Consider the following 12,342-nt stretch of genomic DNA (forward strand, 5'->3'; position numbering starts at 1 on the left):
TATATTATTTTTATTATTATATCACTTGAACTAAATCTTAGCACAAAAAATCTTTCAATACTTATGTTCCCACGTCTATTAATAATTAATACTATTATGTATAAAAACAATCAATACCACACACTAATAATAGTGCTGTATTAAAAAGGAAGGTGACTCATGAAAGCTATACTATTAATTATAATACTTCAATTATTATACGTTCCTCTTTTAACTATGAGAACTATTTTTATGGTTAGAAATTATAGTATTCTAGCTTCTATTCTTGGTTTTTTTGAAGCTATTGTTTATATTTTTGGATTATCTATTATTATTAAAGACGACCAGCCTTTTATTGCAATGTTGATTTACGCTATTAGTTTTGGTTTTGGGATATTTTTAGGCAATAAAATAGAAAGAAAGCTATATATAGGATATTCATCCTACCATATAAGCTTAAAGAATAAAAATCAATCATTAATTAATAAGCTTAGAGAGCAAAATTTTGGTGTAACTGTTTTTGAGGGTGAAGGATGCAAAGGCAAAAGATATAAATTGGATATATTGATTAATAAGCAAGATGAAAAAAAATTAATGAAAATAGTTAAAGATTATGAACCTCATGCATTTATCATTTCATTTTATCCTATCAATTTTAAAAGAAGATATAATAAACCATAAATTTTCGCTTTCTTTGAAATATTCCTCAGCTAAATTTATCCATTTATCTTTAAATGTATTAGACTTTTTAACATTGGCAACAAACTCTATTCCCTATTTATTATCTAATTTGGTTTTCGACTTCATCTTCTAATTTATGAATATTTTCTCGTTATTTATGTATAATGCATATTCTAGTATTTTTACTCCCTCCATATTGAAAATATTTTATTGATTAGTTAATAATTTTATGGTTTTTATTTTTATATTACTCAAAGCAATTCTTAGCCTCATAATACTTACCAAGTTACTATCGATGTTGTCTAAAAGTATACAAAAATAACCACTTTTGCTTTATCTAGTGGTCATTTTCCCGAACAGCCTTTTAAAATTAGCGTTTCTATTCTTTTATAGTTCCGTCTGTAAATACAATTTTATTTACAGTATATACAAATTTTAAATCATCAAATTTATTTGTAAATACTTTTACATGGTCATCCATGAATTCATTAATATCAAAACCCAAGTTTTTATTTACTATTGTTTCCTTTGGTTTAATAACCTTTCCTACAAGATCACAATTAAACTTCTTAATACTTACCCCAAATAAATCTTGTATATCAATTACACCTTGAATCCCTTTTATGTCTTTATCTGTATTATTTGTAATGCTAATATGAAATTCTGATCGATCGCTATATATCCCTTTGCTTATATTTTGAGCTATGTTAACCTTATCTACTACAACTACTGTAACATCATTCTCTTCTACTTTCTTCTGCTTAGTAATTTCGTCTAACTGTTTTTGAACACTTATGTAATCAGCTTTATATTTATCTCTCTCTTTTTTTACTTTATCTAACTCTACTTGTAATGCTTTTTCACTTTTTTTGAGTTCTTCAACATTACCTCCTTGACATGCAGTTAAAGAAATAACTCCCAAAATTAATAATACTACTAACAATTTTTTCTTCATACTTATCCCCCTTGGTGTCAATTATTAAGTTTTGAGTATTCTGTCAAAATAAGAAATTTGTAACTTTTTATCTAAAATTAGAATACCAAGGTTTATTGTACCACGGTTATACAACTTTATCAATATAATTAGTAAATAACCTTTAATTAAATTCATATAAGTTCTATTAATAGTCAAAGCACAATACAAACATAAAATCTTATAGTTTTAACCCATTAATGTTTATATTTTATTAAATTTTTTCTGTTTTCATTCTAAGTTCTAAATTACCCAATTATAGATAAGTTTCTATCATGTTTTTAGTTACTCTTTTCTCTTTACAAATCTCGGAATAGAAAATACCACTTTTTCTTATATTACGTTCAAGTGTATCATAATCAACTTCAATCAAGCCGAAGCGCGGACCATAACCGTCATTCCATTCTAAATTATCAAGAAGAGACCAGTGATAATAGCGTCTTACATCTACTCCATCTGAAATAAGCTCGCATATCTTTGCTAGATGATCATATATGAACTTAGATCGTTTAATATCTTTTGCATCGGGTATACCATTCTCTGTAATGAAGATAGGCAGCTTATATTTGTCATATGTCTTCTTTACGACTTGATATAATCCTTGTGGATATAATTCCCATCCTAGATCATTTACTCTAAAATCAGGCAAATCTTCTTCAACTTTTACTTCCCCAAATAGCATAGCTGGATTCTTACTAGGATGTATAATATGCCTAGAATAATAATTAACTCCTATGAAATCACAGTAGATTCCTTTCCCTATAGGATACCCAAACCCAATAGGAAAAGTTAGATGACCATTTACCATACCATTAAAAAATAATCCATGAAATGAATAATCCATCAATCGCTTACTTAGCTTCGTAAGAGGATTACTATTCTTGCACTCGAAATAAGCTAAATGATGAGCAAACCCGACCATTGTATTATCATACCCTATTTTTTTTCTAATTTTGTGTATTAGCTGATAAGCATGTAAATGAGCTAATATCAAGTTCTTAGCAGCTTTGAAATAAGAAACAATATCATCATTATGACCTGGTGGATATTTGCCATCCATATAGGTATCTGTTACAAAAACATTAGGTTCATTGATAGTGCAATACTCACTCACATAATCTCCAATAGTTTCAACTACTTTCTTAACAAATCGTTTAAAATAATTAACACTATCTCTATTAGTCCATGCTCCTATTTCCTCAAACCACTGTGGATGTGAAAAATGATGTAATGTGACTAACGGCTTGATACCCGCTTTTATCAACTTCTTAATCTCATCTTGATAATGAAGAATACCTTCCTGAGACCAAGTTCCTTCTTTAGGTTCTATACGACTCCACTCGATACTCATTCTGTATACTTCTAGATTCATTTCTTTCATTAAATTAATATCTTCAACATATCTATTATAGTGGTCTGCCGCAACAATTGAACTCTCATTATTGGCAATTTTACCTTTTTGAGACCAATGGTACCAATTACTATTTTTATCACCGCCTTCAATCTGAGTAGCAGCAGTTGCACAACCTAATAGTATTTTTTTTGGTAATATTAGCTCTTTCATACCAATCCTCCACTTCCATTAATTCTCTTGCAATATAAATAACTATATCTTATCAATATATTTGCCTTTACTTTTTAATACCATTACATAGAGCGATACTTGATTTCTGATGAGTTCAATATTTTTGATGCCAGACTCAATCTCTATTTTTTCTCCACGAATAACTATATTTTGTCCAAAACTCCATAACACGTTACTAATGGTAGCAGTCATTAGCTTTACATCAATGTCCTTTCTCATTGACCCATCTTTTATCCCTCTCTCCATTAACCGTTTTATTAAGTCATCAGATCTTAGAACAATAACACTAAATCGATTAATACTATCTGTCGATGGTTTTTCTCTTCTATCATCACTAAAATAAAAATCGAACTCTACCAAATATTTAATTATTTTAGGTTGCAATGCCATATGGTCAATAAGACAATCAAAAAAGTTCTTAAACTGTTCTAAACCTGTTCCATTTAATCTTTTATATACTTCTAAGCAGTAATCATTCCACTCGCTCAATAGAATAATAGCTGTTTCATAAGCCAATTCTTCTTTTGTCTTAAAATAATGGTAAAGAGTCCTTCTTGTTAGTCCAACCTCTGTTGCAATATCATCCATGATGACATTAAATAAACCCTTCCTTAAAAACACATCTTTTGCTGCTTTTATTATAATATTTCTTTTCTCTTCTCTTCGTTTATCTCGTTTTTCCATTATATAGCTCCTATTCGATACTTTTTGCTCTTTCTTTACTTGCATAACTCATTATCTCTTTCTCATTATATTTCGATATTAAGCCAACACTTAAAATTGATAAAACTGCACCTGCAATTGTTATCATCCTAATCCCTAGATCATTTCCTGGATCTTTTCCAAAAACTAAGAGAGAAGTAAAGAGTATTGTCGCGATACTCGTTCCTATCTTAGTAAAAAATCCATTAACTGCCATGTACATACCTGATTGATCCTTGCCATTAATATGTTGATCATATGCTGCACAATCAGCAACCATAGCATGTGGCAAAATCCCAAAAATAGCCTGTGGCAATGGTGTAATGATAACGAGTAACACAATCAATATGTTGACATTTATTCCAAACAACCCAAACAACGTAATATCTATAAATGACACGGCAAATAACACAAAACCTAAGCTCATTAAAATTTTCTTCCCTTTTTTCTTGGCAAGTTTGTTAACGATAGGATATGTCGCCAGAGTAGCCAATCCTATAACTATTGCCAAAATTCCTTGTAATGATTTATCTTTAAGTGCAAGTACTGTAATGAAATACAATAACCCTGTTTCATACATATAAGTTGCTAGTGTATAGCTAGCATTTGCAAATAAAAATCTAACAAAATTCTTGTTTTTTAACACCTGCTTCATGGAATCTTTGAACCTATAATTATCTACATGGGCTACCTGTTTACCATATTTGTTCTCATCCAATAAGTAAGCAGGTATCATTAAAAATATAAATCCAAATACTCCTAAGACAACAAAGGAAATTTGAATAGCACTTTGCATTGACACCCCAAGCCAATTATATATCATCTCCCATGACCCTGCAGCAAATGACGTCAATAATAAGCCACTGAACCAAAAAACACTATTGAAAGTTGCCAAATCAATTTTATCATCAGGATGCTTTCCAATATGCACCAGCAATGAATAATAAGGTACTGTATACAGTGTAAAAAACAGAGCACTAAGAAACATAAAAATTGCAAGCCATAAGACATTATATATATGAATTTCATTTGGTATTGGCACAATAAAAATAAGTACATATGAAGCTGCCATAGCAAATCCATATCTTCGCATGAAAGGAATCCTTTTACCTAATTTATGTTTTTTATTATCACTTCTATTAGCAATAATAGGGTCTGTGATCGCATCAAATATTCTTCCAGTTGCCATAATTAGTCCAAGAATTGTAACTCCTAAAAATACTGCATTTTGCGGAATAGTGTATTTAATACCTGAATCACAAGGTGGAAAAAAGAAATACACAAGATACCACATATGCAATGTCATTATAATACCGACTCCTAAGTTTCCTAAAGAATAAGTCAGTTTTTCTTTTAATGTCAATCGTTTTTGCATTACACGTCCCTCCCCGAACATTTAGTATCTAGCTCAAATTTAATCGCATTTGCATATATTGATTGTTCACTCACCTCTAGATTAATAATCACCCGTTTCCCATCATTAGCCCACCGTTTTACCTTAGAACCATTTAGCACTGTTACAGATTTTATAAAATGACTTTCTAACCCTTCAATAATTAATGTGTTATCTAAGCTACCAAGGATTATAGCATATACAGCGTCATTTTTTTGAATAAATCTAACAGGCTTACCGTCAGCTGTTGTTCCAGTCGCTCTTTCAAAAGTTCTTGTACCGTATATTGCGTCTCCATTAACAGTTAGCCATTTTCCCATTTCTTTAAGAGGCTCCAACTGTATATCTGGAATGGAGCCATCTGCTCTTGGTCCTACATTAATCAATAAGTTACCATTCTTGCTGACAACATCTATCAATAAATGGATTAGCTCTCTTGCTTCCATCATGTTATCAATGGTTTCATTTTGGTTATATCCAAAAGAATCACCTACTCCACGAATCATTTCCCACTTAAAACATGTTTTTTCTTTATATTGGCTATATTCTGGCGTTTTATAATCAAACCAAAACTTCTCCTTATCCGATACATTAAATTCAATCTGTTTTGTTTTGCGATCAATATTCCAGCAAACTAGCTTAACTAAAGGCTGTAATAATGGATTCATTGGTACATAATCCTGCTCCCACCTATCATTGATAACACCATTAGGTACATTGTTATAGTAATAAGAAAATAGTTTGTTTAAATCATAACCACAAGGATATCCAATATCATTCCATAATATCGAAGGCTTATATGTGTCAATCAGTTCTTTGTACTGATTAGTTGCATATTTTATGTACTTAGCATTATGCTGAAAATTCTTAGCAAGTGTATACGTATTCTTAGATGGATAATTCCTTACGCTCCAATCAATTACACCAGAATAGTATACTCCTATTTTCATACCTTCTGCCCTAATAGCTTCTGTTATTTCTCCAACGTAGTCCTTTTTTGAATAAAAATTAGATGTTACTGGATTGGTTTGCTTTGTTGGCCATAAACAATAACCATCATGATGTTTTGCCACCAAGACAACGTATTGTGCTCCTATCTCTTTAAATATCTTCGCCCATGTTTTAGGATCCATAAAAGAACCTTTTTTTTCAAAATCCTTTTGAAAATCATTGTAGTCAAAATGCTTTCCAAAAGTATTCATATGATATTCTTTTGCTTTTGATCCTTCTAATTGATAAGTATTTTTATACCACTCAGCGTAGGAATTATGATAGAAGTGAGGGCCATGCCCATGATTTTTGATTTTCTCATTGATGTCACCAGGCTCTGCCCAAGCAGGAATAGAATATAATCCCCAATGAATGAATATACCGAATTTAGCGTCCTCATACCACTTGGGTATCTTATGAGTACTTACTGACTTATAACTTGCTTGATAGTTAAGCATTTGCACCCTCCTTATTAGTACTTAATTGTACTATTTACCTTAGCAACTTGAGCAATGTTCATTTTAACCACCTTTCTGTCATATGTAATTAAACCATTAATCTCGTCCTCCACATCTGTCAGCTGTGTATATACTGCCCCACTACAACCTTCTTGTGTAATAGGTTTTAACTCGTTAAGAATCAAAGAAATATAGCTGTCTGTAAGAGCTTTTATTGAAGTTTCCTTACCATATCCAAATTCTTTTGACCCTTTCCATGTGTTTCCTTCTACACGAAATGTCTTTCCTCCGTATTCTGAAACGACATACACCCTTTTATTGAGAATGTTTTTGGGGATATATAAAGGTTTATTATAGATATGTAAACTATGGACATCTCCTGCTCCCTGATGAAACCAACCACTTGCTTCATCTATTAATCTAGAAGAATCATAGTCCTTACACCACTCTGTTATTCTCTTAGCATCATATTGCCCCCAAGCTTCATTAAATAATACCCACATACCTATGGATGGTACGTTGTAGAGAGTATCTATCACACCTTTTAGCTCACTTTCAAAATCCAGTCTGGATTCATAAGTATCTCTACAGGCTAGCTTGAGCCGTCTTCTAGTAGTGTCATCTCTTTTATATATCCTCACACCACTCCAAAGTGTAAAAATAGCTTCCATGCGACTATAAGCTGCATTGCTACTACAAGGCATATCTTGCCATACAATTATTCCGAGCTTATCACAATGATAATACCATCTTGCTGGCTCAACTTTTATGTGTTTTCTAGTCATATTAAATCCCATAGCCTTCGTTAATTCAAGATCATATCTGAGCGCTTCGTCTGTTGGGGCAGTATATAAACCATCTGGCCAATAACCCTGATCTAAAGGTCCATGTATGAAAATGAGTTCATTGTTCAATGCAAAGCGTCTTATACCCATGCTATCTGATGTCACACTAAATTTTCTCATAGCAAAGTAGCTATCAATTCTGTCTAGTACTTGTTCATTTTGCATTAATTCAACAACAACATCATATAGAAAAGGGGAATCTGGAGACCATAGCTGTGGTGATTGGATTGTTATGTCTATTTCTTCTGAAACCCTACCTTTAGATATAGCTTCGACTTCACCGTTATGAATAATTGTCAATCTAACATCAAAATTATTATTAGCATAACAGATTATCTTAACTAGCTCACTATCTATATCAGGCGTAATTTTAATATCTTCTATGTATGTAACTGGAACAGGTTCTAGCCATACCGTTTGCCATATGCCAGAAATGGGTGTGTAATATATGCCTTTATTTATTGACCTTTGCTTGCCACATTGTTGCCAGTAACTATCTGTTGGATCCCAAACAGATACAACCAGTTCATTACTACCGTCGATAATGAAATTACTTACATCAAATGTAAATGGTAGATAACCTCCTGTGTGAGAACCCAGATAATGATTATTGAGCCATACATTAGCCTTCCAATCTACAGCCCCAAAATGCAATAAAAGCTTCTGCTCATTGAGCGTTTCATATTCAAACGTCCGTCTATACCAGAGAAATTCTTCATTTGACAATCTTTTTTGAACTCCTGATAGTAGTGATTCTATGCAAAAAGGAACCAAAATAGTGCCATCATATTCTTTAGGCTGTTGTGCATCTTTTGGTGTAATTGCATATTCCCACAGGCCATTTAGATTAATCCATTTTGGTCTAACCATCTGTGGTCTTGGATATTCAGGTAACGGGCATGAGCAATCTACATAATCAAACCATCTACTTTTCATAAAAATTTGACCTTCTTTCCAAGGTTTAATTAGTTAAATTGGGAATTAATTGCGGTAGGTGTATTGTATATATTATAATATTTCATACTGTGTGTAATTTTATAATATAACATTTTACACAATGTGTCAAATATTATAAAAAATATATTTCCTCTAGTTTTTCTACTAATAAAACTAGGTACTATATCAAGAAAAAATACAAACTAAAAAATCTCTTGCTAAAAGCAAGAGATTAGTAGTTATGCACACATTATAATATTATCCACTTTTATTTTCTATAAATACTGCATAATATACTACGTTATCTCCTAGAAAATTGAAATTGTTTTTAAAGATTAATTATAACTCTTTCAACTCAGGACGTTTTTTGCTTGTGTATATTAGCAGTTTTGATTAGTTAATCCTTATGTTCTAGCTCCTCAATTCTATAGATTTAACAACTTCTAAACCATTGTCAAGCATACTATTAAAAAATACTATATTCATAAACTCAGCATCATGTACATCTGGAATATTAAAAGTATCCACACAATTCATTGGTACTATGACCCTTGAGTTTATGTTATTTTGATTTAAATATGCTTTTAATGTTGTAGCATATTGATACACACATATATCTGTCTCACATCCTATGATGACGAAAGTGTCTATTTTGTTAATTCTTTCAATTGAATACCTAGCTGTTAAAGCTTCCATTGGGTTTACAGCCATCATTCCATTGGTTGAATTTTTCTCATAAACACGTAATCCTTTGTCTTTAAAAACTAATAGTTCATCTATCACTTCTGCTTCTTTACTTCCTTTCATGCAATGCTCTGGAAAGCTCTTTAACTCAGGAGAATCTTCTGTGTGTGTATCAGTATAAGCAATAGTAATTATTCCTTTTTCTATACAGTTTTTTGTTAATTTTACAACGTTAGGTATGAGCTCTTTTATCCTGCTTGAAAATAGTGCTCCTTGTTTTGCAAATCCATTATTCATATCTATAATTATGAGCATTGTTTTATGTGGATCTAAGGAACTTATTTTAATTGAATCTAAATAGTACAGTCTGCTAATCATTGAGGTTAACACTTTTTTTGCGTTTTTCATAAAAATATCTATGCTATCTATCATAACAACACCTCCATATATAATCATATTTCAGTAATTTATCCTAAGATTATTGTCCATATTACATTTCATGTATGTGAATATAAACATTTTCTTTTCCCTCAAAGCTAATACATCTGTGATTTGTTCCTATGGGTTATTTATATGATATGTTCTCTCGTACTATGATATGCCTGATAAACATATACATTACTTTTTGTCATAGCTATATCTTCTGTTCTCTTTGAAAACTCTAAATATTTCTCTATCTAAGCATCTTAGCATTCATTTATTTTTCATGTACAACCATGTATTTAAAGCATAAAAAAAATTCCTAATAAGCAATAAGGAATTTTTTTATCTATAACTACCTAACTTTAATATGTTCAGCCTCAGAAGAATACATAGTTATATCTCTAGGACTAACTCCAGGTTCATTTATATACCACTTAGTTTCTATATCTAATCCCTGATTCATATAGCCTGCCCATACAAGCTCTGAACAGTACCAATCATTTTCCTCTGGGTTTAGGTCTTTGCTAAATTCACCTTTATAATTTTTCCCCAGTTGGCTTAAACAGAATTTTACAGCGCCACATTTTTGTTCATAAGTTGCATTTTTTATTCTATAAATATAACCTTTTCTATCGTCTAATCTTTTATCATCTAATAAGCTTCTAGACACTCCATAGCTAAGACCTTCAACTAATCTTATATAATATACCCCTTGAACTGGGTCATAAAATTTACCCTCAACTAAGGCTGAATGTCCTATAATACCATACATTCCCTTCGCTTCGTATACTATATCTCCTTTTTTACATTTATCTAGCAACTTATATTTTTTGTAGCTTGGCTTTTGTGGTAACTTTGTTCCAGTATTATAATGCCACGAATCAGTACCTGGTGAAGTATTTATTATATCTTTGTCTGATGTAAAACCATTTTGAGCTAATAACTTATATTGGCTATCTACATAATCTATTATATCAGTATATTTGTCACTATTATAACCTGAAATAAAATCTTCTAGAGAAATATCATTATAAAAACCTTTTTGATAAGCAAACCTTGAAAATTCTTCATATTCTTTCTGTAATTTAACCTCAACACTATCTTGACTATTTGCAAAGCACATGTTACTTAATCCGATTATCAACATCATAGTTATAAATCCCGATATAAATCTTTTCATCTTGTACTCTCCTCTCCGTTTATCTTGCGTGTTTAAAGACTTTATAAATTCTAATAGATTTTATCATCATTATAACGGTGCAACAAGAGGTAAATTAAAACATACTTGCTGATTGGTGGAAGTTTGAACTTTCTTATATATTACAGATATTAGATACTTTCCTTACTCCTCGTCAACAGTTTCATTTTTTAAATTGTATTTCTTGCATGATAATAAAACATTTTTACCGTTATTAAAGAATTCGTTACACTTAATGCAATTATCTTTTCCCACTATTTGTATACCAACTTGAACATTAGAAATAATGTTACACGAAGCCTTATTATTATTTGATAAAAGAGAAATACCCGTTTGACTAATTGTATTGATAATATTACTATGAATCATATTGTTATTTTGTGAAACTTGAATTCCATTATTTCCACCAGCAATTTGATTATTGCACATTTTGTTATTCTGTGAATTTATTTGAATACCTACTTTTTCTACATTCATAATATTATCAGCAATACATGTATCACTTGCTTCTAATAATATACCTGTCTGTGATGTTATAATATTTTTAATTATATGATTTCCTGATGAATCTGCTAATGTAAAGCCGAAACCATATAAACTACTATCTATATCATTTCTCTTTAAGATTGAATTAGTTAATGGACTATTACTATTCGCTATACCTGCCATTAAATTGTTTATACATCCATTATTATATATAATATTATTATCACCACCTAAATCCATGCCAGCTATTCCATTACCAAGACATTTACATTGTTCTACTCTACAATTATTAGCACCTATTTGTATACCAAAAGTAGCATTGTCTAGACAATAAACTAAATGAAGAAAACCTCCATCACCTTCCATCATAATTCCTAAAAATGTATTCATTATATTGATATGCTCTATAGAGACATTTTTCCCAAACACAAGAAATCCTACTTTTGATTTATCTACTCCGTCTAAAAATACATTCACTGTTGCTTCAATTGAAATATCATCTTGATTTACCACAATACTCTCAGTATAAACTCCTGGTAATATTTTAACTGTATCCCCTGGATGAGCTGCATCTACTGCTGCCTGTATCGTAGGATAATCCGTTGGAACTACTAATATACTCATTTTCTAACCCCTTTCATTATCTTTATTATATTTTATGAGTCACAATACAAGACGTGTTATCCAATTCTAGGGGTTAGGCAATAATACTAATTAATTTTCAATCCCATTTTTAGATAGAATCCTCCATAGCATTAGTTTATGTAGTAAAGGCAAAAAGAGAAATAAAAAAACCTCCTATTCAAGAGGTTTTATCAACAATTATAAAATCATCAAACGGAATTTATATTAGAATTTAATTATTAAGATATTAGTTGTTGATAACTATACCTTGAGCAAGTTTCTTCATCATATCACGCATATCACTCTCTACATTTCTTACTGGTGTCGTTGTAACATTATTCCCTTCTGGAGCTTTAGCTGTGTTATTAACAGTCATTCCTTTAGC

General features: G+C 30.9%; 10 protein-coding genes. 1 reads left to right on the top strand and 9 read right to left on the bottom strand.

Annotated elements, in window-relative coordinates:
• The first annotated feature begins 159 nt into the window (after window positions 1-159).
• Window positions 160-660 carry a DUF5698 domain-containing protein gene (locus P3X86_RS09965; protein ID WP_483292524.1) on the top strand — a complete coding sequence of 167 codons (501 nt, stop codon included), beginning with the start codon at window positions 160-162 and terminating at the stop codon, window positions 658-660.
• Window positions 661-1,039: 379 nt separating this feature from the next.
• Here the strand turns inward: P3X86_RS09965 and P3X86_RS09970 are convergent, their stop codons facing one another.
• The 9 genes from P3X86_RS09970 to P3X86_RS10010 all read right to left on the bottom strand — a co-directional run bounded on the left by P3X86_RS09970 (window position 1,040) and on the right by P3X86_RS10010 (window position 11,957).
• Window positions 1,040-1,615, bottom strand: coding sequence for a hypothetical protein (locus tag P3X86_RS09970; RefSeq protein WP_483292525.1), 576 nt, complete (start codon window positions 1,613-1,615; stop codon window positions 1,040-1,042).
• Window positions 1,616-1,889: 274 nt separating this feature from the next.
• Entirely contained in the window at window positions 1,890-3,197 is a 1,308-nt protein-coding gene (locus P3X86_RS09975) for a glycoside hydrolase family 1 protein (RefSeq protein ID WP_483292526.1), read from the bottom strand.
• Between the two features lie 42 nt (window positions 3,198-3,239).
• Window positions 3,240-3,902, bottom strand: a complete 663-nt coding sequence (locus P3X86_RS09980; RefSeq protein ID WP_483292527.1) for a TetR/AcrR family transcriptional regulator — start codon at window positions 3,900-3,902, stop codon at window positions 3,240-3,242.
• A gap of 10 nt (window positions 3,903-3,912) precedes the next feature.
• On the bottom strand, window positions 3,913-5,295 hold the full coding sequence (locus tag P3X86_RS09985; protein WP_483292528.1) for an MFS transporter: 1,383 nt from the start codon (window positions 5,293-5,295) through the stop codon (window positions 3,913-3,915).
• Window positions 5,295-6,761: an alpha-L-fucosidase gene (locus tag P3X86_RS09990; protein WP_483292529.1), complete on the bottom strand. Its 1,467-nt coding sequence runs from the start codon at window positions 6,759-6,761 to the stop codon at window positions 5,295-5,297. The genes P3X86_RS09985 and P3X86_RS09990 overlap by 1 nt, the downstream gene beginning before the upstream one ends.
• A 14-nt stretch (window positions 6,762-6,775) precedes the next feature.
• Complete coding sequence (locus P3X86_RS09995; protein ID WP_483292530.1) at window positions 6,776-8,542, bottom strand: glycoside hydrolase family 2 protein; 1,767 nt, start codon at window positions 8,540-8,542, stop codon at window positions 6,776-6,778.
• A 411-nt stretch (window positions 8,543-8,953) separates the two neighbouring features.
• Window positions 8,954-9,658, bottom strand: a complete 705-nt coding sequence (locus tag P3X86_RS10000) for a cysteine hydrolase family protein (RefSeq protein WP_483292531.1) — start codon at window positions 9,656-9,658, stop codon at window positions 8,954-8,956.
• A gap of 343 nt (window positions 9,659-10,001) precedes the next feature.
• The gene (locus tag P3X86_RS10005) at window positions 10,002-10,829 is read right to left on the bottom strand and encodes a YiiX/YebB-like N1pC/P60 family cysteine hydrolase (protein ID WP_483292532.1); all 828 of its coding nucleotides are present in this window, start codon (window positions 10,827-10,829) and stop codon (window positions 10,002-10,004) included.
• A gap of 162 nt (window positions 10,830-10,991) precedes the next feature.
• Entirely contained in the window at window positions 10,992-11,957 is a 966-nt protein-coding gene (locus P3X86_RS10010; protein ID WP_483292533.1) for a right-handed parallel beta-helix repeat-containing protein, read from the bottom strand.
• Between the last annotated feature and the right edge of the window lie 385 nt (window positions 11,958-12,342).

This window comes from Abyssisolibacter sp. ZYX002 (assembly GCF_056892235.1).

Coding starts and splice junctions, on each gene's coding strand:
- P3X86_RS09965 (WP_483292524.1), top strand. CDS start 160: ATGAAAGCTATACTATTAATTATAATACTTCAATTATTATACGTTCCT.
- P3X86_RS09970 (WP_483292525.1), bottom strand. CDS start 1,615: ATGAAGAAAAAATTGTTAGTAGTATTATTAATTTTGGGAGTTATTTCT.
- P3X86_RS09975 (WP_483292526.1), bottom strand. CDS start 3,197: ATGAAAGAGCTAATATTACCAAAAAAAATACTATTAGGTTGTGCAACT.
- P3X86_RS09980 (WP_483292527.1), bottom strand. CDS start 3,902: ATGGAAAAACGAGATAAACGAAGAGAAGAGAAAAGAAATATTATAATA.
- P3X86_RS09985 (WP_483292528.1), bottom strand. CDS start 5,295: ATGCAAAAACGATTGACATTAAAAGAAAAACTGACTTATTCTTTAGGA.
- P3X86_RS09990 (WP_483292529.1), bottom strand. CDS start 6,761: ATGCTTAACTATCAAGCAAGTTATAAGTCAGTAAGTACTCATAAGATA.
- P3X86_RS09995 (WP_483292530.1), bottom strand. CDS start 8,542: ATGAAAAGTAGATGGTTTGATTATGTAGATTGCTCATGCCCGTTACCT.
- P3X86_RS10000 (WP_483292531.1), bottom strand. CDS start 9,658: ATGATAGATAGCATAGATATTTTTATGAAAAACGCAAAAAAAGTGTTA.
- P3X86_RS10005 (WP_483292532.1), bottom strand. CDS start 10,829: ATGAAAAGATTTATATCGGGATTTATAACTATGATGTTGATAATCGGA.
- P3X86_RS10010 (WP_483292533.1), bottom strand. CDS start 11,957: ATGAGTATATTAGTAGTTCCAACGGATTATCCTACGATACAGGCAGCA.